Annotated in this window: 22 protein-coding genes; 8 read left to right on the top strand and 14 right to left on the bottom strand. The window is 68.8% G+C overall.

What is annotated here, in order from left to right; genetic code table 11:
* Nucleotides 1-171 precede the first annotated feature (171 nt).
* Nucleotides 172-393 (bottom strand): hypothetical protein, encoded by a 222-nt coding sequence (locus VES41_RS14065; protein ID WP_324817965.1) that lies wholly within the window; start codon nt 391-393, stop codon nt 172-174.
* A 248-nt stretch (nt 394-641) separates the two neighbouring features.
* On the opposite strand from VES41_RS14065, the gene VES41_RS14070 reads away from it, so the two are divergent.
* Nucleotides 642-1,370 (top strand): hypothetical protein, encoded by a 729-nt coding sequence (locus tag VES41_RS14070; protein ID WP_324817967.1) that lies wholly within the window; start codon nt 642-644, stop codon nt 1,368-1,370.
* 112 nt (nt 1,371-1,482) lie between these two features.
* Here the strand turns inward: VES41_RS14070 and VES41_RS14075 are convergent, their stop codons facing one another.
* The 6 genes from VES41_RS14075 to VES41_RS14100 form a co-directional block, all read right to left on the bottom strand.
* Entirely contained in the window at nt 1,483-2,493 is a 1,011-nt protein-coding gene (locus VES41_RS14075) for a helix-turn-helix domain-containing protein (protein ID WP_324817970.1), read from the bottom strand.
* Nucleotides 2,494-2,576: 83 nt separating this feature from the next.
* Nucleotides 2,577-2,978 (bottom strand): hypothetical protein, encoded by a 402-nt coding sequence (locus tag VES41_RS14080; protein WP_324817973.1) that lies wholly within the window; start codon nt 2,976-2,978, stop codon nt 2,577-2,579.
* Between the two features lie 72 nt (nt 2,979-3,050).
* On the bottom strand, nt 3,051-4,790 hold the full coding sequence (locus VES41_RS14085) for a multicopper oxidase family protein (protein WP_324817975.1): 1,740 nt from the start codon (nt 4,788-4,790) through the stop codon (nt 3,051-3,053).
* Between the two features lie 179 nt (nt 4,791-4,969).
* The gene (locus VES41_RS14090) at nt 4,970-6,247 is read right to left on the bottom strand and encodes an alpha/beta hydrolase (protein ID WP_324817977.1); all 1,278 of its coding nucleotides are present in this window, start codon (nt 6,245-6,247) and stop codon (nt 4,970-4,972) included.
* A gap of 270 nt (nt 6,248-6,517) precedes the next feature.
* Nucleotides 6,518-6,784, bottom strand: a complete 267-nt coding sequence (locus VES41_RS14095) for a hypothetical protein (RefSeq protein ID WP_324817980.1) — start codon at nt 6,782-6,784, stop codon at nt 6,518-6,520.
* A gap of 725 nt (nt 6,785-7,509) precedes the next feature.
* The gene (locus VES41_RS14100; protein ID WP_324817983.1) at nt 7,510-8,055 is read right to left on the bottom strand and encodes a PaaI family thioesterase; all 546 of its coding nucleotides are present in this window, start codon (nt 8,053-8,055) and stop codon (nt 7,510-7,512) included.
* 50 nt (nt 8,056-8,105) lie between these two features.
* Here VES41_RS14100 and VES41_RS14105 point away from each other — a divergent pair, with 50 nt between their 5' ends.
* The 4 genes from VES41_RS14105 (at nt 8,106) to VES41_RS14120 (ending at nt 12,144) form a co-directional block, all read left to right on the top strand.
* On the top strand, nt 8,106-8,573 hold the full coding sequence (locus tag VES41_RS14105) for a MarR family winged helix-turn-helix transcriptional regulator (protein WP_324817985.1): 468 nt from the start codon (nt 8,106-8,108) through the stop codon (nt 8,571-8,573).
* Nucleotides 8,566-9,837 carry an MFS transporter gene (locus tag VES41_RS14110; protein WP_324817988.1) on the top strand — a complete coding sequence of 424 codons (1,272 nt, stop codon included), beginning with the start codon at nt 8,566-8,568 and terminating at the stop codon, nt 9,835-9,837. Before VES41_RS14105 ends, VES41_RS14110 begins: the two co-directional genes overlap by 8 nt.
* A gap of 14 nt (nt 9,838-9,851) precedes the next feature.
* Nucleotides 9,852-11,267 carry an MATE family efflux transporter gene (locus VES41_RS14115; protein WP_324817990.1) on the top strand — a complete coding sequence of 472 codons (1,416 nt, stop codon included), beginning with the start codon at nt 9,852-9,854 and terminating at the stop codon, nt 11,265-11,267.
* Nucleotides 11,268-11,379: 112 nt separating this feature from the next.
* Nucleotides 11,380-12,144, top strand: coding sequence for a TSUP family transporter (locus tag VES41_RS14120; protein WP_324817993.1), 765 nt, complete (start codon nt 11,380-11,382; stop codon nt 12,142-12,144).
* A 53-nt stretch (nt 12,145-12,197) separates the two neighbouring features.
* On the opposite strand, the gene VES41_RS14125 is transcribed toward VES41_RS14120, so the two are convergent.
* Both VES41_RS14125 and VES41_RS14130 read right to left on the bottom strand, forming a co-directional pair.
* On the bottom strand, nt 12,198-12,839 hold the full coding sequence (locus VES41_RS14125) for a 2-dehydro-3-deoxy-6-phosphogalactonate aldolase (protein WP_324817996.1): 642 nt from the start codon (nt 12,837-12,839) through the stop codon (nt 12,198-12,200).
* 47 nt (nt 12,840-12,886) lie between these two features.
* Nucleotides 12,887-13,807: a 2-dehydro-3-deoxygalactonokinase gene (locus tag VES41_RS14130; RefSeq protein WP_324817999.1), complete on the bottom strand. Its 921-nt coding sequence runs from the start codon at nt 13,805-13,807 to the stop codon at nt 12,887-12,889.
* A 100-nt stretch (nt 13,808-13,907) separates the two neighbouring features.
* Between VES41_RS14130 and VES41_RS14135 the strand changes: the two genes are divergently transcribed.
* On the top strand, nt 13,908-15,194 hold the full coding sequence (locus VES41_RS14135) for an amino acid deaminase (protein ID WP_324818001.1): 1,287 nt from the start codon (nt 13,908-13,910) through the stop codon (nt 15,192-15,194).
* 96 nt (nt 15,195-15,290) lie between these two features.
* Here the strand turns inward: VES41_RS14135 and VES41_RS14140 are convergent, their stop codons facing one another.
* On the bottom strand, nt 15,291-17,054 hold the full coding sequence (locus tag VES41_RS14140; protein WP_324818003.1) for a DEAD/DEAH box helicase: 1,764 nt from the start codon (nt 17,052-17,054) through the stop codon (nt 15,291-15,293).
* A gap of 446 nt (nt 17,055-17,500) precedes the next feature.
* Between VES41_RS14140 and ettA the strand changes: the two genes are divergently transcribed.
* Entirely contained in the window at nt 17,501-19,162 is a 1,662-nt protein-coding gene (gene ettA, locus VES41_RS14145; RefSeq protein WP_324818006.1) for an energy-dependent translational throttle protein EttA, read from the top strand.
* A 133-nt stretch (nt 19,163-19,295) separates the two neighbouring features.
* Nucleotides 19,296-20,603, top strand: coding sequence for a PQQ-dependent sugar dehydrogenase (locus tag VES41_RS14150; RefSeq protein WP_324818008.1), 1,308 nt, complete (start codon nt 19,296-19,298; stop codon nt 20,601-20,603).
* Between the two features lie 25 nt (nt 20,604-20,628).
* On the opposite strand, the gene VES41_RS14155 is transcribed toward VES41_RS14150, so the two are convergent.
* The 4 genes from VES41_RS14155 to VES41_RS14170 are packed head-to-tail and all read right to left on the bottom strand — an operon-like array spanning nt 20,629 to nt 25,024.
* Nucleotides 20,629-21,720, bottom strand: coding sequence for a DNA glycosylase AlkZ-like family protein (locus VES41_RS14155; protein ID WP_324818011.1), 1,092 nt, complete (start codon nt 21,718-21,720; stop codon nt 20,629-20,631).
* Between the two features lie 33 nt (nt 21,721-21,753).
* Nucleotides 21,754-22,632: a sugar phosphate isomerase/epimerase family protein gene (locus VES41_RS14160; protein WP_324818013.1), complete on the bottom strand. Its 879-nt coding sequence runs from the start codon at nt 22,630-22,632 to the stop codon at nt 21,754-21,756.
* Between the two features lie 14 nt (nt 22,633-22,646).
* A complete protein-coding gene (locus tag VES41_RS14165) occupies nt 22,647-23,834 on the bottom strand; it encodes a dihydrodipicolinate synthase family protein (RefSeq protein WP_324818015.1) in 1,188 nt (395 codons plus the stop codon).
* Nucleotides 23,835-23,848: 14 nt separating this feature from the next.
* A complete protein-coding gene (locus VES41_RS14170; RefSeq protein WP_324818018.1) occupies nt 23,849-25,024 on the bottom strand; it encodes a Gfo/Idh/MocA family oxidoreductase in 1,176 nt (391 codons plus the stop codon).
* Between the last annotated feature and the right edge of the window lie 4 nt (nt 25,025-25,028).

Consider the following 25,028-nt stretch of genomic DNA (forward strand, 5'->3'; position numbering starts at 1 on the left):
CTGGCTCGCTGCGGCAATCCGATAAGCGCGCCAACCAGGCCAGCCGCTGGACAAGATGTTCGCGCTATATGGCCACACCGGGTACCGCACGCTGGAGCGCCAGCTGCCCGCGCGCCGCTGTACGCAAGCGCCGCGCTGTCCATGCCGTACCACGGTTCGCGGGGGGGGGGATCATTGTCCGCGCAGTCGCAGGAACACTTGTCGAGCCGCAGTGTCCTTGCACGCCTGCAGCAGCACGTCGTTGGCATCTGCCGTCGGCAAAAGGAACAAGATCCGCACGGCCTGCCGCTGGCGGGCCGACAGGGCCCCTTCGTCGAAGGCAATGTCCAGGGCGCGCCGCGCACGCTCGGGGTCTATTGGATGAAGGTCGAGCAGGCCGATGACGCGGGACATCTGGTCCTCATCAAGTAGCTGAGGCAACCATTCGTCGCCTGGTTGATTGTGCGGTTTCATTGCGCCGCTAGTGTTGAGCCCGTGTCTTAGTCAGATCTGAAGCGCTTGACCCGAAGCCGACGCCGAGGCACTCGTGATCACTGCTTGAGTGGGACGCTCAGGTTCGCATTGGTACGCGCAGACAACTGCGGCGCGTTCTGGCGGCGAACAATGCCGGCACTCCTCGTCAATTCTGAAAGACCACTTCCATGCGTTCGTTCAACACCACTCCCGCGGTCTCGGTCGGGTCGCATCTGCGCCGCAGGTGGCAAGGCCTGGTACTAGGCGGCATCTTTGCTCTCGCAACTGGTCTGGCGCTCGGCATGGCCAATCGCGCTCACGCGCAGAGCACTTCCGTTGTGCCTGCGCCACTAGCCAGTTCCGCATCGCCGTCGCCGCCCGAACCCGACGCCGACAACATCGTCTCGATGCCGCCGGCCAACTGGCTGTTCGTGCAGACCGGCACGTCGTTCACGTCGGACGGCAAGACGCTCAGCATCCACGGCGTGGCGCCGCAGACGCTGATGTTTACCGACCGGCCCGAACGCATGACCGGCGACGTGCTTACCAATCGCTTTGTAGAGTTCTGGAACCAGGGCAAGGACAACTTTCAGAAAGATCCGCCCAATGCCACCATCTCCACTGCCATCGACGACAAGACCGATCTTGTCGTGGTCGAACTGACCAATCCGCGCCTGTCGGGCGACACGCTCACCTACGATATCCGCCTGCTCGACGGCGAGATGCCCCATGCCGGCAAGCAGATCAGCGTGTTCATCGACTGGTGGTACGGGCCGGGCTGGCGCCGTGCGTACGGCCCGCCGCCGGCTCCCGGCGCACGTTGGGGCTGGGGATGGGGTCCTGGCCCCTATCCAGGTGGGCGCTGCTGGCGCGGCCCCTATGGCGCTTTGCACTGCCGTCCCTACTGGGGCTATTGAGAAGCCACGAGAGCAAGCCATGCCTCTCGAGCAACGGCGCTTCTGTGCACCGCGGACGACAGAGGGATCGCCGCCCCCTTGCGTTGAGCTGCGGTTTCGGCCGAGTACAGGACTATTCGCGAAGCGAGCGCAACCAGCGGTCGAAATCGGCGCGTCCGTTGCTGGCATTGTTGGCCGCCGGTATCGACAGCGCGGCAGATGCTCCCAGGTGGCGAACGTCGCTGGGGCTGTAGCCGTAGTGCTCACGAAACGCACGGCTGAAATGGGTGGCGCTCTTGAAGCCGTGGTCTTCGGCAAGGCGCTGCAGGTACTGCCTTCGCTTCCCGGCGTCACTGAGTATTTCGTGGATGCGCGCCAGCCGGCGTTCCCGCACATAGCTGGCGATGCCGCCCAGCGGCTCGAAGAGGCGATACAGGGTCGAGCGCGAGACCTTGAAGAAACTCGACAGCGTCTCCACCGACAACTCGGAATCCGACAGGTGCAGGTCGATGAAGCGGCAGATCTGCCGCAGCAGCGTGTTCTCCATCGTCGCCCGCGCATGCGCCAAAGTTTGGGCCGAAGAAAACAGGCTGGCGGCTAGGAGGTGCACCGTGGCGCGCGTGAGCGCCGCGGCTTCGCTCAACCGCAGCTCGGGCGCCATGCGCGCCAGCGCCCGCAAGTGCTCGGCCAGCATGCCGGCGGCGCTGCCCACCGGCATCACACCATGAAGATCGAACGCGCGAGGCAGTTCACCGTCGAGCATCTCGCGCGGCACGAACAGGACGATGTTCCCGCCGCTGGTGGTCTCATAGCCTTCCGGGCGGGACATGTCGGAGATCACCAACTGGTTGGCATTTACGGCATGTCGCCTTCCGTCGGCGTCCAGTCGCAACAGGCCAGCTGTCTGCAGGATCACGCGGTAGTGGTCCACGTGGTCTGCGCGAACATGCCGTGCCGTGCGCGCCTGCAGGCGGGGTCCGAAGGTGTTGTCGCTCAGCATGACGGTGCCGAGTTGCCAGATGGAGGTGTCGTAGCGAACGTCTTCGGCGCGCTCCCCCTCGGGCACGAACACATCGAACGTGCCGGCAAGGCCATCGCGCCAACGCTCGAAGCGTTCGGAAGCCGGAATCAGGCTTGATTCCATGTGCAAACGCGGCAGGCCGGATTCGCCCATACGCAGCCTTTCCTGGGTGGCACGACAAGTTTATCGGCGGCCCCCCGTCCGCGCTAGTGCTCCTGGCCGTTTCGCCGGTGCTGGCGATGGCGGCGCTCCATATGCAGAAGGTGCTGGCGGATGATGGTGGAGACCAGGTCGATCCCCACGCCGCCGAACAGCGCGGGAATGAGATACAGGCCCACCGTGACCTCCGAATCCAGAAAGTCGTCCAGCTTCGACGCATTGTGGACGGCGGCATTCTGCAGACCGTGCAGCAGCCAGACGTCGACCGCTGCAATGGCCACCAATGCCAGGCCGAGCATCAGCACCGTCACGCGCGACACCGCTCGCCGGTGGCGCAGAAGAAGATAGAGCGCCAACGGCACCACCACCGTCATGAAGATCAGCGCCCAGAAGCGCATTTCGACGAAAACGCTGCCAGTCAGAAGGCCGACGCTCAAGTAGTACGGCATGGGTCGTCGACCTCGCTCAGGAAAACGGGATGGCGCGCTTTGGCCGTCGCAGAGGCGTTCTGGCGATGCAATTCAAGGGCGCACGCGCTCGGCGCTGTTGACCGAAACCGGCTGCATGCCCGCTACGCGCAGCGCCTGCAAACGCGAAGGGCTGCGTGCCACGGACAAGGCCAGTCCGGCCACCGGCGCGAGCCCGTCCCCGACCGGTCCGCGCACCCGCAAGGCCCCGCTCGCGCCCGTGCGGCGGGGTGTTGGCGTGGTGCAGATGTCCTGCGCGCGCAGGGCAGCAAGACGGTCCTGTTGCGAGTTCGCAAGCAGCTTTGCCTTGGCAAATCCGCTGCGCGGCGATTGCGGCGGCCCGGAGGATGCAAAGGAGCCGGGCAGTTTCACCTCGGCCACCGCCATCATGCCGCCGTCCTCGTGCTCGAGGATGTGGCAGTGATAGACGAACTTGCCCACGGCGATCGGGTTTCGGAAATCGATCAGCAGCTTGACCTGGCCGGGCGGGGAGTTGGCATCCGGCTGGAACGACACGTTCACGTTGTCCTGGTGGCCAGTGAACGGCTGGGGCGTGCCATTGATCTCCGTCACCTGGAAGTTGGATTGGTGGATGTGGAACACATGCCACTCTCCCGTGACGTTGAGGATGGTCCATTCCTCCACCGTGCCGGACTCGATGGTCGAATCGACGCGGTCCATGTCGAATTGGACGGGTCCGTTGCCGGAGTCGATGTAGAAGGTGTTGCCGTCAGCCGATTCCACGAACTGGATGGTGCGCTTGCGGGCCACCGGCAACGTCCGGAAATCCTCGCCAGAGGGCAGACCCGGGATGGCCGCCGCCGCTTGCGGCAGGCCTTGCGAGACCAGCGTGAGCAAGGTGGTGGCCGGCACCGTGTCGCCTTGCGGGCCCGTGTCGATGTCGAGCGACTGCATCACGTACGTCCCGGCCGGTCCGCCCTGGATCAGCACCTCGGAGCGCGATGCCGGCGGCAGGAGCAGTTCGTCATAAGGCACCACTTGAGTGCGCCGAATGCCGTCGCGCGCGATTTCGTAGAAGGTATGGCCCGGCAGCTTGAGCCGGTAGTACATGTTGGCGCTGATGTTGCCGATGCGCAGCAACTGCGTTTCGTTGGGTGCGATCGTCAGCACGGGGTTGGTCTGCCCGTTGACGGTGCGGTGGGTGGGGGCGCTGGGGTCGATGTCCGAAGGCACTTGCCCGTCGGGGCCGACCTGGATGTCCTTGAGCAGCAGCACCCGTTCCCTGATGCCGGCAAGTTGCGGCAGAGGATCGAGCAGGCCTTCGATGATCATGCCGCCCGACAGCCCGCCCATCACCTGCTGCTCCGAAGTGCCGTGCTGGTGGCTGTGGTACCAATACAGCCCCGCATGGTGCGTGGGCGGAATGGCCACCTGATAAGACTGCATTGCCCCAGGCTGCACTTCGACGAAGATGTTGTCGGAGGCGCTTCCATTGGCGTTGATGCGCGGCGAGACGTCCAGCCCGTGGTAATGCTCGTTGGTGGGGTTGGCGCTGCGGTTGACCAAGTCGAGGAACAGAGTGTCACCTGGCTTCAGGCGCAACACCGGCGGAATGTACTGGCCGTTGTAGACCGTGGTGGTGACCGCAGTGTCGTCCACCCGGATCCGTGTGGTGACGACCTCGAACTTCGCCCGCAACTCGCCGTTGCTGCTGCTGATCATGGACGGATTTCGGAAGGTCTCCTCCACCAGGGGCGTATAAGGTGTGCCACCGTCGCCACCATCGCCACAGCCCGCGACCAGCGCGGCGCCCACGGCAAGGGCCATGTGCATGAGTGAAGCTTTCCACATTGGTAGATTTGCCATGCGAATCTCCAGCGCTGCGCAGACTCTTGCGGCAGCATGCGTAGGCAATGAAAGCATGGCGCCAACACGGGCGCAAGCGGTTGGCGACGGGCGGCAGCGCCGCCCAACGTCGTTTGCTTCGGCACCGCATCCGGGTGCGTATCGCGTCACGAGAGCGCCTCGATCTTGGCTGCGGAGCCATCTCGAATCACGCACCCCTTCGGTGCGCTGTGCCCAGCCAAGCGGTCCATCATCCAGTCGACGGCACCGGCTGCGCCGTCGCGTGCGACGTACGCGTGGCCCACGCCCGGGAGCACTGTCATTTCCACTGAGCCCGTGGCGGCGCACTGGCGCCTGGCGTAGGCCGACGTGATGTCCGGCTCGACCAGGGTGTCGTCCGCCCCTTGAACGATGTACAAAGGCACCCCCGGCGGCAGCGGGCCCGGCGTGTTCTGCGCAAGCAAGTCTTTCCAGGGCTGCTGCTGCGCCAATTGCGGAACGCGCAAGAAGCTCTGCGTCAGGCTGCGCCCTGTCAACCGGCGCCGCACGATGTCGAAGACCGATTCCACGCATTCATTGGCCAGGGCATCGACGGTCGGCGTGGCATCGGGTTGGAGCACCGGTTGCATGGGCAAGCCGTAGATACGCGACCAAGACCACATCGTCATGGCCGTGATGTTGCGCCCGCCGTCGGTATTGGCATTGCGCTGTATCAGCGCCTTCAGGTCGGTGGCGGGGGCGGCCACCGCCACGCCGGTCAGCAGCAGTTGCGGCGCATAGCTGCTGGCCATCGCCCCGGCGAACAGGGCGGCATGGCCGCCCTGCGAATGGCCCCAGATCGCAAAGCGGCGTCCGGCCCATGCATCGGGCAGGCGCCAGGCTGCGCGCACGGCATCCAGCACGGCCCGGCCCTCGCTGACGCCTACCAGGTACGGATGAGGCCCCTGCGTGCCGAGGCCAGGATAGTCGGTCGCCACCACCATGGTGCCGCGAGCGAGCAGAGCACGCAGGCCCGGAATGTCCTGAAAGAGCGATAGCGCCAGTGAAGGGGCGCAGCGCGGGACGACGCCAGTCGTGGGATGCGCCCAGGCGACGACCGGGCGGCCGTCCGGCGGGGCTGGGGTGGGCGGAACGATGGCGACGCCCGAGACGGCGATCGTCTGCCCCTGCAGCCCAATGGAGCGATACAGGATGCGCCAGGCCTGTGAGCCGTCCGGGGCACCGGCCATCGGCTCGTAGCGGATCAGCGAGCCGGCCGGACCATCGGACAGCTGGGCGGGATCGGGATCGTAGAAGGCGCCAGACCCGCCGGCCCTGGCGCCGGAGCAGGCGATCCACAGCGCGAGGCACAGCATCGCGCTGCGCTTGACCCAACTTGCGCGGGATCGGCGCGACGGTATGTGGCCCCGGATGTCGAACATTCCGGCAAGTTGATGATGCGTCATGTTCGATGAACCAATCAGAAGTTGACCGCGAAGGCGGGGCCCGGCTCCGCCTTGCACTGACCGGTGCCGCCGCCTTTCATGCCCATGTCCGGCGTGGCCAGCTGGATGCGGCAGCGCATCTGGCGATTGCCCATATCGGTGAGGTTGGCGAGCGCTTTGCCGCTGTACTCATGCCTCTGCTCGCGCAGCCGGCAAGAAGGGCGCTGGCAAGGGCGAGCGCCGCGAGTGCACCCTCTTTGAGTCTTGCGGGCATGGCTTCTGTCCCTGCTGTTACCAGCGACGGCCGCTGTGGAACTCGTCGGCGATCGCGACTTCGGACTGCGCCTGCTGGATCAGTTCGATGGCGCGGCCGGCATGGCCACCAAAGGTCGGACCGTTGACGTTCTGCGCACCATGGATGTGGTTGATCGCCGCTTGAAGCGCATCCTCGGCATGCTGGAAGTTCGGGTGTGAAAGTGCGTACGAAGCAGCGCAGGCGCTCAGTGCGGCCATGCAGCAGACGCCAAGAGCGAAGTGCTTGATGGGTTGGATGTTCATGATGGCGTTCCTTGCAAATGAATGAATCAATTGGCTGCCGCGCTCTCTCGGGAAGGTGCACCGCCTTGCTTCCAAGTTCATCGGCTGCGCGGGGATATTGTCCGAATGCGGTCAAAGTCTCAGTTCGACAAACGTCCCAGTTCTTGTCGGTACGTTCCAGCGATTGACGGCTTGCAAAAACGAAGGCGCCCCACCGGGCGCCCTTTCAACGTCACGATCGCCTAGCCGCCCGACAAGTCAAGTGGTGCCAGGGCCGCCTCAGGGCGCATTCAATGCATCAATGCGCCGAGCCAATCTTCCAGTCGACGCTCGCCCGTACCGGGCTGCGTCAGAGGCTGGTAGCGCGGTGTCTCGCGGGCGCTGTAGCCGTACTGCTCTCGAAACGCCTTGCTGAAATGCGCTGCGCTCTTGAAGCCCAAACGGCCAAGCGGCTCGAAGCGCTCGCTTGGCCTTCCGTTTTCTTATGGAGGCGGGCGGCGAGCTACGCCGGGCAGCCGAGCCCGCCAGGGCACGGCACAGCAAATGATAGGGAGAAGCCGGCCCGGCGACCCGACGTTCCGTCCCAATTCTTGCTCGATCGTCTGGCGCCAATCGCTCGTCGAGCGACATGCTTCGTCCCTGGCGGTGCGGCTCGAGCTCCTCCCGAACACCGAGCCGCCGGGTCAATTCAGCGAGATCGGGAAGCGGCAGCGTCAATCTCGAAGGGTCAAGCGTGCGCGAGGCGCTCAATCGGGCCGGCGCAGCTCGAACACCAGGCAGGTGGTGGTGGCATGCGCATACAGCGTGCCATCGGCGCCGTACAGGCGCGCCTGCGCCGTGGCGAGCTGGCGGCCGCAATGGAGCACCTGGCCCTCCGCCCGGACGCGCTGCACCTTGGGGCCGATGGCCTTGACCAGATTCACGCCGAGTTCGGCCGTGGTGTAGCCGCGGCCCGCCGGCATCATGGTGTGCACCGCGCAGCCGAGGGCCGAATCGAGAAGGGTGGCGTACCAGCCGCCGTGGATGCCGCCCATCGGGTTGAAGTGGCGCGGCTGCGGCGCCCCCTGGAAGACCGCGCGGCCGGCCTCGACCTCGATGAGCTGGAAGTCGAGGGTCTGTGCGATGGGCGCGTAGGGCAGGTCGCCTCGCAGCATGGCCTGCATCATCTCCAGCCCGGTCATCCCGGCGACCTGCTCCGGGCGGGCGACCCCGGCGCCGGCCCCTGCCTCGAGGCGGGCCGCCACTTCGCGCTCCTGCGCCATCCAGGTTTCCAGCGTGTCGTTCATGCTCATGGTCTGTTCCTTCGTTGCATATGCAATGATTGTAGGTACAATTATCACGCATGAACAGCACGACGCTCCCCCAGGGCTGCACCAACTTCCGGATACGGCAGCTGATGCGCAAGGTCGGCCAGCACTATGACGCCGAGATGGCGCGCTGCGGGCTCAAGACCACGCAGTACTCACTCCTGTCGCACGTGCTCAATCTGGGGCCGATCAGGCCGTCGGAGCTGGCGCGGGTCATGCGCCTGACGCCGTCCACGCTCAGCCGCAACCTCCAGCCCCTGCTTGCGTCCGGGTGGATTGCGGTGGGCGAGGGCGTCGATGCGCGCAGCAGCCTGGTCCACATCACCGACGCCGGCCGCGTCAAGCGGCGCGAAGCGCAGCGGCACTGGAAAGCGGCGCAGGTGACGCTGAACGAGCGGCTTGGCCTGGAACGGGTGGTGGCCTTGCATGCGCTGATCGACGACAGCCTCGCATTGCTCGGCGAAGCTGGCGAACCCGAAGACGAAGGACAAACCGATGCCTGACCCGACTCCTGGCGCCGATGGCGCGTCCTTGGCCGCCGCCGCAGTGCCGCGGCGCTCCCATGCCTTCTGGCTGGTGCTGCTGGCTGCCGGCGGCGTCTTCGCGCTCACCATGGGCGTGCGCCAGAGCATGGGCCTGTTCCTCTCCTCGCTCAACACCTCGACCGGGCTCGGCCTGGGCAGCATCAGCCTGGCCTTCGCGTTCGGGCAGCTCTGGTGGGGGCTGACCCAGCCCTTCGCCGGGGCAGTGGCAGACCGTATCGGCACCGGGCGGGTGATCTTCATCGGTGTCTTGCTGGTGGCGCTGGGCACCATCCTCACGCCGCTGATGCACAGCACGGCGGGCCTGATCTTCTGCATTGGCGTGCTGGCGGCCGGCGGCGCAGGCATGGCCGGCCCGTCGGTGCTGATGGCCGCTACCATGCGCATGGTGCCGCCGGCGCGGCGCGGCGTGGCCACCGGGCTGGTCAATGCGGGCGGATCCTTCGGCCAGTTCGCGATGGCGCCGATCGCGATCGGACTCATCGCGGTCAGCGGCTGGGCCAGCGCCATGCAGTGGCTTGGCGCGCTGGTGCTGCTCGCGCTGCCGGCGGCCTGGCTGCTCAAGGGCAATTCGACCCACCTGGCGCCACCGGCCGGCACGGCGCCGGCGCCATTGGGCGCGGGCGCGGCGGTGCGCCAGGCGCTGGCGCTGCCGAGCTACCGGCTGCTGGCCATGGGCTTTTTCGTCTGCGGGTTTCACGTCGCGTTTCTGGCCACGCACCTGCCGGGCGTGGTCGAGTCGTGCGGCCTGAGTCCGCAGGTCGGCGGCTGGGCGCTGGGCATGATCGGCCTGTTCAACATCGTCGGCAGCGTGGCCATGGGGTGGGCGGTCGGGCGCTGGCGCATGAAGTCGCTGCTGGCGCTCGTGTACGCCACGCGCGGCGTGGCGGTGCTGGTGTTCCTGCTGGCACCCAAGACGCCGACCACGGTGCTGGTGTTCGCCGCGGTGATGGGGGTGACTTTCCTGTCCACCGTGCCGCCGACGGCCGGACTCGTGGCCAAGTTCTTCGGGCCGGCGAACATGGCGATGCTGTTCGGCGTGGTGATGCTGGCGCACCAGATGGGCGGCTTCCTGGGCGCGTGGCTGGGTGGCCGGGTGTTCGAGGCGACCGGCAGCTATGACTGGGTCTGGTACGTCGACATCCTGCTGGCGGCCGGCGCCGCGCTGGTGAACCTGCCGATCCGCGAAGCCAGGCTGGTGCGGCCGGTGCCCGCCGCGAACTGAGACAGGTGCCGCACATGACTGCCGAGGACGCATCGATCGATCCACGCACCCGCCTGCTGCTCGAGGGCCCCATCGCCGGAACGTTGCTGCGCCTGGCGGCCCCAAACGTACTGGTGATGGTGGCGCAGGCGGCGGTCGGACTCATCGAAACCTACTTCGTCGGCAAGCTGGGCCCCGATGCATTGGCGTCGATGGCGCTGGTCTTTCCCATCGTCATGCTGATGCAGATGACGTCGGCCGGCGCCATGGGCGGCGGCATCGCCTCTGCCATCGCGCGCGCACTGGGGGCCCGCAGGCGCGAGGACGCGAACGCTCTGGTGCTCCATGCGCTGCTCATCGCGCTGGGCTTCGCCGCCGTCTTCAGCCTGGCGCTCCTGCTCGGGGGGCGCTGGCTCTACGCGCAGATGGGCGGCACCGGTCCATCGCTGGCCGGCGCGCTCGTGTATTCCAACTGGGTGTTCGGCGGCGCCGTGCTGGTGTGGTTGTTCAATTCGCTGGCGGCGGTGATCCGCGGCACCGGCAACATGGCGGTGCCGGCCAACGTGACCGTGGGCGGCGTGGTGCTGCTGGTGCCCCTGTCGCCGCTGCTGATCTTCGGCTGGGGGCCCGTGCCCGCCATGGGCATCGCCGGTGGCGCCATTGCCTTGCTGCTTTACTACCTGGGCGGCTCGCTGGTGCTGTGGGCCTGGCTGCGCTCGCCGCGCAGCCTGCTGGTGCCGCGCCTGACGGGCATGCCGCTGCGCTGGCCGCTGTTCCGCGACATCCTGCGCGTCGGCCTGATGGGCGCGGTCTCCACGTTCGCGACCAACCTGTCGATCGGCATTGCCACCGCGCTGGTCGGACGCTTCGGCCCGGATGCGATCGCCGGCTACGGCACGGCGGCGCGCCTGGAATACCTGCTGGTGCCGCTGGTGTTCGGGCTTGGCGCGCCGTTGCTGGCGATGGTTGGCACCTGCCTGGGCGCAGGGCGCAGGGAGCGGGCGATGCGCGCTGCCTGGATCGGCGGGGCACTGGCGTTCGCCTTGGCCGAAGCCGTGGGCCTGGCGGCGGCGCTGTGGCCTCGTCAATGGCTGCTGCTGTTCGGCCATGACGCGACCATGCTTGCGGCCGGCACGCAGTACCTGCGCCTGGTCGGCCCGATGTACGGCTTCTTCGGCGTCGGCCTGGTGCTGTACTTTGCTTCGCAAGGCGCCGGGCGGCTGCTTTGGCCGGTGCTGGGCAACCTGATGCGCCTGGCGGTGGCCGCGCTGGGCGGCTGGCTGGCGCTGCGCTGGGGCGGCGGGCTGGCGCAGGTGTTCCTGGCGCAGGGGCTGGCACTGGTGATCTATGGGCTGGTGATCGGCTCGGCGATCGCCGGCGGTGCCTGGTTCGGGCCGGTCGGCTGGCCGCGCGGGCCGGCCGCGCTGATGCGCCGCGTCGAGGCGATCTGAATTCCATGGCGGCAGAGGCCGCCGGGCCTGAGGGTCGGATCGGTTAGCCTCGGGCCCTGTTATGGAGTTCCAGCTCGGGGCATGCGGCAGCCGCGACCGAGCGAAAAGTCGGATGAGCATCGAGCAAGGCGTCGTTTTTCTCTTGTGCGTGGCGCTGGCCACGTGGTCCCAGGCGCTTACCGGCTTCGCCTTCAGCCTGATCCTGCTGGGCCTGGTAGGGGTGCTGCATCTCGTGCCGCTGGCGGACGCCGCCAATGCGGCCAATCTCCTGAGCCTGGTGCAGGCCTGGGCTGCGTTGCGCGGCGGGGCGCGCAAGTCGGTCGACATGCAGGTGCTTCGCAACACCATGTACGGCAGCGTGTTCGGCGTGGCCGCCGGCGTCATGCTGCTGGGCTGGCTTTCCAGCAACGTGGTGGAACTGCTGCGCCTGCTGCTGGGCCTGACCATCCTGGCCTGCGCGGCGATGCTGATGCTGCACGCCCGGCCTCGTGCGGAGCGTTCGCCCCCGGCCGTGTTTCGCGCGGTGGGCGTGGTTTCGGGGCTGATGAGCGGGCTGTTCTCCACCTCCGGGCCGCCGCTGGTCTACCACTTCTACCGCCAGCCGATGACGCCGCAGTCGATCCGTCATACGCTGGTGGCGTGCTTCGCGCTGGCCTCGCTGGTTCGCCTGGCGATGGTGGTGCCCAGCGGACAGTTCAGCCTGCACTCGCTGTATCTCGCCTTGCTTGCGGCGCCGCTCGTGGTGCTGGTGACCGCCTGGGTGCGGCGCGCGCCGCCACCGTGGTCGCCACGCGTGGTGCAGGCCATCGTCTGCGGCCTGCTGGTGATTGCCGGGGTGGCGCTGGCCGGCCCGGCCGCGCTGCACTACCTGCGCTGAGGCTCGGCCGCGGCGCCGCGCGGCAGGGCAGCCGGGAGCGCCGGCGCGCAGGTTCAGGCCCGCAACTGGCCGTGCCACGCCGCCACGAAGGCATGCGCGTCTTCGCGAACTTCGGCAGCGCCCTTGCCCGGCTTGTACAGCGCCGAGCCGATGCCGAAGCCCGCTACGCCGGCTGCCTGCCAAGCGCCCATGTTTCCCGGCGCGATGCCGCCGACCGGCAGCAGTGGCGTGCCGGCCGGCAGCACGGCCAGCAAGGCCTTGGCAACGGCCGGGGAGGCCAGCTCCGCCGGGAAGATCTTGAGCCCGTGCGCGCCTGCGTCGAGTGCCGCGAAAGCCTCGGTGGGCGTCATGATGCCGGGCAGGCTAACCAGGCCCGCCTGGCGCGCGGCACCGATCACCGCGGGCTTGCAGTCGGGCGAGACGATCAGTTCGCCGCCGGCGTCCCGCACCGCCTGCACATGGCCGGTGCTCAGGACGGTGCCGGCGCCGACCAGGGCGTCTGGGTGCCGCCGGCGCAGCAGCGCGATGCTCTCGAGCGGCTGCGGCGAATTGAGCGGCACCTCGATCAGGCGGAAGCCCGCCTCGACCAGTGCATCGCCGATCTCCGCGGCTTCGTCGGGCCGCATGCCGCGCAGGATGGCGACCAGCGGCAGGCTGGCCATGGCGGTGTCGAACTTGTGCTGGATGTCGCTCATGTCGTGTCGTTGCGCAGAGGTGTCGGAAGCAGGGCGCGTCGTGCGGCTCAGCCGAGTCGCGCCAGGGCGTGCAGGCCCGCCCAGGTCGCCTCGGCGCCGAGCGTGCGGGTGCGCACGCCTTGGCTGTCGAGGGCCAGAGCGTAGCGCCGTACGAGCGCCGGCGCACCGATCAGCAGCAGTTCGTCCTCGCCGCCGACCGACTGCGAGCGCAACTCCTCGCCGATCAGCAGGCCGGACAGGTAGCTGGCCAGCGCCGCCGGCGGCTGCCGGTCGAACAGGCTCAGGGTGCGCGCGCCGAAAGCGTTGTGCAGCAGGCCCTTGCCGTTGCCGGCCTGGGCCACGCCTTCGAGGAAAGCCGGCTCGTCCAGCGGTGCGGCGGCGTCGATGGTGCGGGCCAGGATCGAGTGCTGGCTGAGCAGCGCATAGAACTCGCCGGTCATGCAGGTGCGGAAGCCGGCGATGCGACCGCCGCGCACGCGGGCCCACTTGTTGTGGGTGCCGGGCAGGACGAACAGTCCGTCGGCGATGCCGGTGAGGGCGACGGCGCCGAGGATCTGCACTTCCTCGCCGCGCATCACGTCGGGCACGCCGTCATCTTCATGGGACAGGCCGGGCACGACGGCCACGCGGCCGGGCACCACCTCGACCACCTGCGCCCGCAGTTCCTGCAGGCCGGCCGGACAGGGGCAATAGGGCGCCTCCACCCACCCCTGGCGGCTGCCCGCCATGCCGGAGATCAGGCAACGCGCGCCGGTCTCGCGCATCCAGGTGCCGAACAACTCGTCGAACACGGCCGCGAAGCCGCCCGCCGGCACGGTGAGGATGCCGCGCGCATGGCTTTGTTCTTGCAGCACGTGCCCGTCGGCGTCGAGCAGCGCGCCGCGCAAGGAGCTGGTGCCCCAGTCGATGGCGACCAGGTGGGGAGCGGCTTGCCGGGCATCCGGCGCGGGCGTTTCAACTTCGGGCATGTCTGGTCTTGGTGCGGGAAGGGGGCTTGATCGGCGGGCATTGCGCCATGGCTTGGCGGCGCCAACCCGCAATGACACTGTAACGGGGAGAATCCGCAAAATGACGACCGACACCTTTCTTCTCGACCACCGCTGCAAGAGCTTTCCGCTGGGCGCCGAGCCCTGCCGCGGCGACGAGATCGGCGCGCGCGGCTGGCACGTGCTGGCCGATGACCTGGCGTACCCGCTGGCCACGCTGCGCACCTCGGCGCTGGCGCACAACCTGGCCTGGATGCAGGATTTCGCGCGGCGCAAGGGCGTCGAACTCGCGCCGCACGGCAAGACGACGATGTCGCCCGAGCTGTTCGCCATGCAACTGCAGGGGGGCGCCTGGGGCCTGACCTTCGCCACCATCTTCCAGCTGGCCGTGGGGGTCGAGGCGGGCGCGCGTCGCGCGATCATCGCCAACCAGGTGCTGGCCGATGCCGACCTGGACGGGCTGGCGGCACTGCTGGCGCGCCATGCGGACCTGCGTGTGTGGTTCCTGGTCGATTCGCTCGCGCAACTGGCGCTGATCGAAGACTGGGCGCGTCGTCGCGCGTACGGCGGGCGGTTCGACGTGCTGCTCGAGATCGGCATCCCCGGCCAGCGCACGGGCGTGCGCACGCTCGACCAGGCGCTGGCCCTGGGGCGCGCGATCGCGCGATCGCCCGTCGCACGCCTGGGCGGTGTCGAATGCTACGAAGGCAGCGTCGCCACCTGCGACAGCGAGCATGACGCCCGCGAGGTGAGCGCGCTGCTGCATCGCGTGAACGACGCTGTGCGCGCGTGCGACGCCGAGCAGCTGTTCGCCGACGCGTCCATCCTGCTGACGGCCGGCGGCTCGGCGGTGTTCGACCTGGTCGTCCCGATGCTGCGCAGCAGCGGCCTGACGCGTCCGGTGCAGGGCGTTCTGCGCTCGGGCTGCTACCTGACGCACGACCACGGCAACTACCGGCGCTTCCTGGCGCAGGTGGAGCGGCGCGAAGGCCTCGATGCTTCGCTGCGACCGGCGCTCGAGGTGTGGGCGCTGGTCCAGTCGGTGCCCGAGCCGGGGCTGGCGCTGTTGACCTGCGGCCGGCGCGACATCTCGTACGACCTCGAGATGCCGATCCCCGCATGGCATGCGCCGCGAGGCGCACGCGCGGCCCGGCCCGCGCCGGCCGGCTGGAAGATCAGCGCGCTCAACGACCAGCATGCCTACCTGCGCTTCGACGCGGGCTTCGCTGAAAGCACGGGCATGCCGTCGGTGGGCGACCGCGTGGCACTGGGCATCTCGCACCCATGCACCACCTTCGACAAGTGGCGCTGGATGGCCCTGGTCGACGACGACGGCGCCGTCAGTGGCGCGATCCATACGCGCTTCTGAGCCGGCGCCATGCGGTCGCGCCCATGAAAAAAGGGCCGGACGGCGACGCCGTCAGGCCCTGGTGACAAGCGGCGGTGCCGTGGCACCGCCGCGCTCTCAGCGGTACGAGCCGCCGCCCGAGCGGCCACCGCCGCCGCCACTGCGACGGTTGCCGCCGCCACCGCCACCGCCACCGCCACCGCCACCGCCCCGGCGGCCGCGGCCGCCGAAGCTGTCGACGCTGGTGCGCAGGGGGTCGGGACCGGCGCCGAAGCCGGTGCCCTGCTCGGCGCGGCGGTGCGCCACCGCGTCGGCCTGGGTCGGGCTCTGGCTGTTGCCGTAGTGGCGCGGCTGGCGCTCCTCGTGCGTGGCGCCATGGCCGGCGCCTTGGGGATGTGCGTGGTGCGTTCCGTGCGGCTGCGGCGCACGTGCCGCTCCGCCCTGGCCACCGCCGCGACGGCGGCGCCGGCCGCTGCCGGCCTTGCCCAGGCCTTCGGGGCCGTGCTCGGGGCGCGAAGGATGCGCGCTGCGCGGCGGAGCATCGCCGCCGCCCGCGACGGCGTCCTTGCCGCCTCGTTGGCCGTTGGCCGGGCGGCCCTTGTTGTCACGGATGCGCTGCATCATGTCCTGGCGCGCGCTGCGCGCAGCCGCCTGCATCACCTCGCGGCTGGGCGGGCGCCCGGCGCCGCCCCAGAGCGTCTGGCGACCCATCGCGATCGGCTCGGCGCGCTCGCCGTCCTCGGGGCCGAAGCCCTCCAGTGCCTCGACCTCGATGCGTTGCTTGGTGAAACGCTCGATCTCCTGCATGAAGCCTTCTTCGTCCAGGCAGACGAAGCTGATGGCCTGGCCTTCGCGTCCGGCGCGGCCGGTGCGGCCGATGCGGTGCACGTAGTCCTCCGGCACGTTGGGAATCTCGTAGTTCACGACGTGCGGCAGTTCGTCGATGTCGATGCCGCGGGCGGCGATGTCGGTGGCCACCAGGGCGCGCAGGTCGCCGCTCTTGAAGCCCGACAGGGCCTGCGTGCGGGCGCTCTGGCTCTTGTTGCCGTGCAACGCCATCGCCGTGATGCCGTTGTCGTTGAGGTAGTCGGCCACGTTGTTGGCGCCGAACTTGGTGCGGGTGAACACCAGCACCTGGCTCCAGTCGTTCTGCTTGATGATGTGGGCCAGCAGGGCCTTCTTGCGGGTGCGGCCCACCGGGTGCACCACCTGCGTGATGCGCTGCACGGTGGTGTTGCTCGGCGTGACCTGCACGCTCTGCGGGTTGTGAAGCAGGCCGCCGGCGAGGTCGCGGATCTCGTCGCTGAAGGTGGCCGAGAACAGCAGGCTCTGCTTGTCCTTGGGCACCAGCGCCAGCACCTTGCGCACGTCATGGATGAAGCCCATGTCGAGCATGCGGTCGGCTTCGTCGAGCACCAGGATCTGCACGGAGGACAGGTCCAGCATGCCTTGCTGCTGCAGGTCGAGCAGGCGGCCGGGCGTGGCGACGACGATGTCGACGCCGCGCTTGAGGCGGTCGATCTGGGGCTTCATGCCCACGCCGCCGAAGATCACGGTGGACGACAGCTGCAGGTAGCGGCCGTATTCGCGCACCGATTCCTCGACCTGTGCGGCGAGTTCGCGGGTGGGGGTGAGCACCAGGCAGCGGATGCCGGTGCCGCCGAACTTGTTGGTGGCGCTGCGCGCCATGCTCAGCTTGTGCAGGATGGGCAGGGTGAATGCCGCCGTCTTGCCGGTGCCGGTCTGTGCGCCGGCGAGCAGGTCGTGTCCCTCGAGCACGGCGGGAATCGCCTGGGCCTGGATGGGGGTGGGGTTTTCGTAGCCTTGCTCGCGCACGGCCTTCAGGATGGCCGGAGCCAGGTTCAGATCATCAAATGTCATTGAGTACATTGGGCGCCGTACACGGCGCTGTGTTTTTCTTCACGGGTATCGGCCCGCCGCGGCGATGCAGCGCAAGGGCTGAATGCCGGGCCAGTTGAGGCTGATGCAGTTGGGGAGATCGGGCTTCGGGAAAGGCTGGCCTTCCTTCGGCCCCGGCGCGGAGCCGGCTTCGCGGGTAACTGTGCCCGTCGACCGGCCTATTGTCGCACGAGTGGCGCCCGCGTGCCCGGAAATAGCCGGGTGAATGCCAATCCCCCTGAATCCGCCCACTTGTTCCGAGCGTCGTCCGCCCCTCGGCCGGCGCCGGGCGGCACCCCTGCGGTAGACTTGCAGGCTTAGTCAGGCGCTGGCTGCGAACGCCCCGCCTCGGCGCATGCCGCAGGCCCTTGGCCGGCGCCGGCCGCCATTTCACCCCCCAATGCTGATCGAATAGACACGGACGACCCATGGCCCAGTACGTCTACACCATGAACAAGGTCTCCAAGACCGTGCCGCCCAAGCGGCAGATCTTGAAAGACATCTCACTGTCCTTCTTCCCGGGCGCCAAGATCGGCGTGCTGGGCCTCAACGGCTCGGGCAAGTCTTCCCTGCTCAAGATCATGGCCGGCGTCGACAAGGAGATCGAAGGCGAAGCCATCCCGATGCCGGGCCTGTCGATCGGCTACCTCGAGCAGGAACCGAAGCTCGATCCGGAGCACACCGTGCGCCAGGCCATCGACGAGGCCATGAAGGAAGTCAACGCCGCCAAGGCACGGCTCGAAGAAATCTACGCCGCCTATGCCGAGGAAGACGCCGACTTCGATGCGCTGGCCAAGGAGCAGGGCGAGCTGGAAGCGGTGATCGCCGCTGCCGGCACCGATTCCGAGCACCAGATCGAGATCGCCGCCGACGCGCTTCGCCTGCCTCCGTGGGACGCCAAGGTGGGCCTGCTCTCCGGCGGCGAGAAGCGGCGCGTGGCGCTGTGCCAATTGCTGCTGTCCAAGCCCGACATGCTGCTGCTCGACGAGCCGACCAACCACCTGGACGCCGAGTCGGTCGAGTGGCTGGAGATCTTCCTGCAGCGCTTCACCGGCACGGTCGTGGCCATTACCCACGATCGCTACTTCCTGGACAACGCGGCCGAGTGGATTCTCGAACTGGACCGCGGCCGCGGCATTCCTTACAAGGGCAACTACAGCAGCTGGCTCGAGCAGAAGGGCGAACGCCTGGCGCAGGAGCAGAAGAGCGAGGAAGCCCACGCCAAGGCGCTGAAGAAGGAACTCGAGTGGTCGCGCCAGAACCCCAAGGCGCGCCAGGCCAAGAGCAAGTCGCGCCTGGCCCGCTTCGAGGAGCTGAGCGACGTCGAATACCAGCGCCGCAACGAGACGCAGGAAATCTTCATCCCCGTGGCCGAGCGCCTGGGCAGCCAGGTCATCGAGTTCAAGAACGTCAGCAAGAGCTTCGGCGACCGCGTGCTGATCGACAACCTGAACTTCAACATCCCGGCCGGCGCCATCGTGGGCATCATCGGGCCCAACGGCGCGGGCAAGTCCACGCTGTTCAAGCTGATCGCCGGCAAGGAACAACCCGACAGCGGCGAGGTCGTGGTCGGCCAGACGGTGAAGATGGCCTTCGTCGACCAGTCGCGCGACGCGCTGGCCAACGACAAGACCGTGTGGGAAGACATCTCCGGCGGGCTGGACATCATCAACGTCGGCAAGTTCCAGATGGCCAGCCGCGCCTACGCCGGCCGGTTCAACTTCAACGGTCAGGACCAGCAGAAGAAGGTCGGCAACCTGTCGGGCGGTGAACGCGGTCGCCTGCACCTGGCGAAGACGCTGATCCAGGGCGGCAACGTGCTGCTGCTGGACGAACCGTCCAACGACCTGGACGTGGAAACCCTGCGTGCGCTGGAAGACGCGCTGCTCGAGTACGCCGGCACCGTGCTGGTGATCAGCCACGACCGCTGGTTCCTCGACCGCATCGCCACCCACATCCTGGCCGCCGAAGGCGATTCGCAGTGGGTCTTCTTCGACGGCAACTACCAGGAGTACGAAGCCGACAAGAAGAAGCGCCTGGGCGAAGAAGGCGCGCGCCCGCACCGCATGCGCTACAAGGCGCTCAAGTAGGCAGGCGGGGCGCGGCCAGGCCGCGTAACGTCGACCGGCGCCTACAGCGACAAGGGCGCCTCGTCCGACCGGCGCAGCGGCGCGCCGCGCACAATGCCGCCACGCCCTGCCCAAGGGCAGACAGGAGGCAGCCATGCGAGCCACGGGAACGGGTATCGATTGGCGCGGCTGCGCGCTCGCGCTGATGCTGGCGGCGCTGGCCGCCGGCTGCGGCGGGGGCGGCAACGGCGCGGATGCAGGCGCCACCGGCGCCGTCCCCACTGGCACCGTCGCGCCGGACGATCCGGGCGACACGCCGCCGGCGCCGCCGCCTGCCGCGCCGGACAGCCCGGCGCCTGAGCGCGCGGTACGCGTGGTCGAGCTGGCGAAGGACCTGAACAGCCCCTGGAGCCTCGCCTTTTTGCCCGACGGGCGCATGCTGGTTACCGAGCGCGCAGGCAGGTTGCGCCTGCGCAATGCCGACGGCTCGCCGGCCAACGGCGGCGCGGACGAGATCTGCTGCCTGCCGGCCGTCGATGCCGCTGGGCAGGGCGGCCTGCTCGATGTCGTGCTCGATCCGGCCTTTGCGGCCAACGGGCGCATCTACTTCAGCTTTTCGGAAGCCGCGGGCGGACTGAACGGGACGGCCGTGGGCCGCGCCGTGGTCGACCTGGCCAGCCGCAGGCTGTCAGGGGTGACGGTCATCTATCGGCAGCAGCCGAAGGTCGCCGGCAGCACCGGCCACTACGGCTCCCGGCTGGTGTTCGACCGCCAGGGCATGCTGTTCGTGACGATGGGCGAGCGGCAGATCGACAGCCAGAACGTCTACGCGCAGGACCTCACGCGCGGCAACGGCAAGGTGGTGCGCATTACCACCGATGGCGCGCCGGCGCCCGGCAATCCCGGCTTCGGCGTCAGCGGCGCCCAACCGGAAATCTGGAGCTACGGCCACCGCAACCCGCAGGGTGCGGCGCTGCATCCGGACACGGGCGAACTCTGGGCCAGCGAGCACGGTCCGCAAGGCGGCGACGAGGTCAACCGCGTGCTGCCCGGCCGCAACTATGGCTGGCCGGTCATCAGCTGGGGCCAGTACTACGGCACCACCACCGCCTGGGGCGAAGGCACCGCCAAGGCCGGCATGGAGCAGCCGGTCACCTACTGGGAGACGATCGATGGCGCGCCCTGGGTGCCGGGGTCGGCCAAGTCGTCCATCGCCCCGAGCGGAATGGCCTTCTACACGGCAGACGCCATTGCGCAGTGGAAGGGCAACCTGTTCGTCGGTGCACTGGCCGGCACCGCGCTGTGGCGGCTCGTGCTCGAGGGCAACGCGGTGGTCTCGCGCCAGCGCCTCCTGGCCGAGCGCGGCGAACGCATCCGCGACGTGCGGCAGGGCCCGGACGGCTGGCTCTACCTGCTGACCGACGGCGCCGGCGGCAAGCTGCTGCGCCTGCGGACGGACTGATCCTGCGAACGGGCGAGCCGGGTGTTCAGCGCGATGCGAGGAACCACGACATGCGCTGCAGTTCCTCATCCAGCGCGGCCTGGAAAGCGGCGCCGCGCGGCGCAGCGGCGGCGTAGCCCAACGCAGGTGTCAGGCGCTCGTTCTGCCAGGACAGGTTGGCCCAGCCGATGACCCGTTCCTGCCACAGCAGGGGCAGCGCGTAGTAGCCGTAGCGCCGCTGCGCGGCCGGGGTGTAGGCCTCGAATCTGTAGATCCATTGCCACAGCAGCGCAAAGCGGCGCCGGTCCCAGACGATCGGGTCGAACGGCGCCAGCAGGCGCAACTGCCCATCGTCGCCCCAGCGTCGCGACCTCGGGCTTTCGTCGGCCGGCCAGTACCAGGTGACGCCGTCGATCCGCTCGCTCGCGACCTGGTCGCGCACCTGCCGCAAGGCGGCCTGCGTGGCCTCCTGCAGGTGTGGCGCGCCGTAGCGCAGCAGGCGGGCCAGGTAGACCAGGCTGGAGGCCGGCAGCGGCGCGTACTTGCGCACCACCAGCGCGAGCAGCGCCTCGGCCCGCTGCGAACGCGCGTCGAGGCTGTCGTCCGCCGGCAGGTGATGCGCCGGTTCGTACACGCGGGTGCCGCTGTCGCGCCGGGCCACGCGCAGCATGCCCCGGTAGTGCATGTCATCGAGCAGTTGCGTCGCGGCATTGCTGGAGCCGCCCCAGTAGTTGCGCACGCGCCCGTGGGCGAAGTGCGCCTCGACCTCGCGCGGATGCACCCGCCCGCGCTCGCGCACGAAATCCAGCACCTGCCGGGCGCGCTCCTCGGTTGCGGCGTCCCATGCCTTCGCGGCCCGGCGCGGATGCATGAGCGCCAGATGCCGCCGCGGCAGGAAGCCGTAGTTCACCAGGCAGTCCTCTTCGACGGCGAGCCGCGCGTAGCGGCGTTCCAGGTCGCCGGCGCGGTAGTCCGTGACGCGATGGCGCAGCGTCAGGTCCTGGGCCCGCGCCGGCGCCCGGATCGGGTCGGCCTGGACGAAGCCCAGGCGGTCGATGGCCCGCCCGAGCGTGGTGGGCTTGAACAGCGTGCGCGCGACGGCGTAGCGCCGCAGGTCGTCGAGTGTGATGCCGGCCATGCGGCAATTGCAGCACAGCGGCCGCGGCCGCGCTCAGGTCGCGCTGCGGTGCCGCTCGATGCAGGTGTCCAGCGTCTCGGCGCCGTCGCGCTGCCACCAGCCCAGCGTGGAGAAGATCTCCACTTCGCTGAAGCCGGCGTAGCCGGCGGCTTCGACCCAGCCGCGGATCTTCTTCAACTCGACCACGCCGTCGCCCATCATGCCGCGGTCGTTGAGCAGGTCCCGCGTGGGCGTGAGCCAGTCGCACACATGGTAGGCCAGCAGCCTTTCGCGGCCGGCCCGTTCGATCTGCTGCGCGAGCTTGGGGTCCCACCACACGTGGTAGATGTCCAGCGCCACGCCGAGCATGCCGCTGCGCCGGGGATCGAGCTCGTCGCACAGGTCGAGCGCGTGCTCGAGCGTGTTGATGCAGGCGCGCTCGGCCGCCTGCATGGGATGCAGCGGCTCGATGGCCAGCGGCATGCCGACCTTGCGCGCGTAATCGAGCGACGCGGCAATCCCGTCGCGCACCTCGCCGCGCGCGCGGCCGATGTCGTGATAGGCCGCCTGCCCCTGCAGAGCGCCGGGCAGGCTGCCGACCACCAGCACGAGGCAGGGCGCGTCGAGCGCTTTGGCCTCGTCGATGGCGCGGTAGTTGTCGTCCAGCGCGGCCTTCAGGCCGGCTGCGTCGGCTGCCGGGTAGAAGCCGCCGCGGCAGTAGCCGGACAGCACCATGTCGTGCGCCTTGAGCTGCGCGCCGACCTTCGCCAGGCCGGCGGCTGCGACCTGGTCGCGCCAGGGGCTGATGGCGCGGATGCCGCGCTCGGCGCACTGGTCGATGATGCGGTCGAGCGGCACCTCGGCGCCGTGCTGGCGGCGCACGGTGGCGGTGTTGATCGACAGCCACTCGTGGCCGGTCGAGAAGTCTCGCATCGGAGCCGCCGCCATCAGGCCTGAACGCCGTGCACGGCCAGCAGCGCCTTCATGCGCTGCACCGCCAGCTCGGGCTTTTCCAGGACGTCGGCCGCATCGGCCAGCCGGAACAGTTCCGACAGGTGCTGCAGCGACCGGGTGCTCTGTTGGCCGCCGACCATTGTGAAGTGCGACTGGTGGCCGTTGAGCCAGGCCATGAACACCACCCCGGTCTTGTAGAAGCGCGTCGGCGCGGCAAAGATGTGGCGCGACAGCGGCACCGTCGGGCCCAGGATGGCGTGGAAGCGCGCTTCGTCGCCGCTCGCCAGTGCGCCCAAGGCGGCGCTGGCCGCCGGCGCGATGGCGTCGAAGATGCCCAGCAGCGCATCGCTCCTGCCATGCGTGGGCTCCGTGCCGAAGGCGTCGCCGGCGATCAGCTCGGCATAGTTGAAGTCGTCGCCGGTGTACATGCGCACGCCGGCCGGCAGGCGCCGGCGCATGGCGATTTCCTTGTCCTTGTCCAGCAGCGAGATCTTGATGCCGTCCACCTTGTCGGCCCGTGCGGCGATCACGTCCAGCGCGGTGTTCATGGCGGCGTCGAGGTTCGCGGTACCCCAGTAGCCGGCCAGGGCGGGGTCGAACATGTCGCCCAGCCAGTGCAGGATCACCGGTTGCCTGGCCTGGCGCAGCACGCGGTCGTACACGCGCTCGTAGTCGGCCGGCCCGCGCGCAACGCGTGCCAGCGCGCGGCTGGCCATGATGATGAGCTTGCCGCCCAGGCCTTCGATGGCGGCCATCTGCTCTTCATAGGCGCGGATGACGTCGTCCACGCTCTTGACGGCATCGAGGTCGAGATGATCGGTGCCGCAGCCCGAGGCGACGATGGCGCCGGGCACGTCGCGCGCGGCTTCCAGCGAGCGGCGGATCAGCTCGAGCGACGTGGGCCAGTCCAGGCCCATGCCGCGCTGCGCGGTGTCCATCGCCTCGGCCACGCCCAGGCCGAGCGACCACAGGTGGCGGCGGTAGGCGATGGTCGCGTCCCAGTCGATGGCCGCGGTGAGCCAGGGGTCGACCGCGGCCAGCGGATCTGCCACCACGTGCGCCGCCGAATAGGCGATGCGGTTGAACTTCAGGCCCGCCGGAGGCCGTTGCGGCACGCTGCCTTGCAGCGTGTAGGGCGCGAGCGCGCCGCCGGCGGCGGGAAGGGTCAGGGTGAGCGCCATGCCGTGCTCCCGCCTCAGACCTGGAGGGCCGGCACGTCGATCCAGCGGCGTTCCTGCCAGCTCTCGAGTGCGGCCTCGACCAGCTGCACGCCCTTGGCGCCTTCGGGCAGGGTCCACTTGTAGGGTGCGTCTTCGACCACGTGGCGGATGAAGTGCTCCCACTGGATCTTGAAGCCGTTGTCGTAGACCTGGCTGTCCGGGATCTCCTGCCACTGGTCGAAGAAGTTCATCGTCTGCTTCTCGTCCGGGTTCCATACCGGGCGGGGCGTGGCCACGCGCGACTGGGCGCGGCAGCTCGACAGGCCGGCCACGGCCGAGCCGTCGGTGCCGTCGACGTGGAAGGTCACCAGGTCGTCGCGCCGCACCCGCGTGACCCAGCTCATGTTGATCTGCGCGATCACCGGCTCGCCGTTGTGGCCGGTCAGCTCGCAGGTGGCGTAGGCGGCGTCGTCGGCGGTGGCCTCGTACGGCTTGCCGTCCTCGTCCCAACGCTTGGGAATGTGGGTGGTGCCCAGGCAGCTGACCGACTTCACTTCGCCGAACAGGTTGTCCAGCACATAGCGCCAGTGGCACATCATGTCGAGGATCATGCCGCCGCCGTCTTCCTTGCGGTAGTTCCAGCTCGGGCGCTGGATCGGTTGCAGGTCGCCTTCGAACACCCAGTAGCCGAACTCCAGGCGCACGCTGAGCATGCGGCCGAAGAAGCCGGCGCGGCGCAGCATGTCGAGCTTGCGCAGGCCCGGCAGGAACAGCTTGTCCTGCACGGCGCCGTGCTTGAGGCCCTTGGTGCGGCCGGCTTCGTCGGCCAGGCGCGCGATCTCCACGGCCTCGTTGAGGTTGGTGGCGATGGGCTTCTCGCAGTAGACGTGCTTGCCGGCGCGGATCGCCTTGGCCAGCAGCGTGGGGCGCATCTGCGTGGTGCCGGCGTCGAAGAACACGGTGTCGTCCGGATTGGCCAGCGCGGCGTCCAGGTCGGTACCCCAGCGGGCGATGCCGTGCGCCTTGGCGAGTGCCTCGATCTTCTCGGCGTTGCGGCCGATCAGGATCGGGTCGGGCATGACCTTGTCGCCGTTGGAGAGGGTCACGCCGCCCTGGGCGCGGATCGCGCAGATGGAGCGGATCAGGTGCTGGTTCATGCCCATGCGTCCGGTGACGCCGTGCATGATGAGTCCGAGTCGTTGAGTAGCCATGGTG

The organism is Variovorax sp. (genome assembly GCF_035634955.1).
Lineage (GTDB): Bacteria > Pseudomonadota > Gammaproteobacteria > Burkholderiales > Burkholderiaceae_C > Variovorax.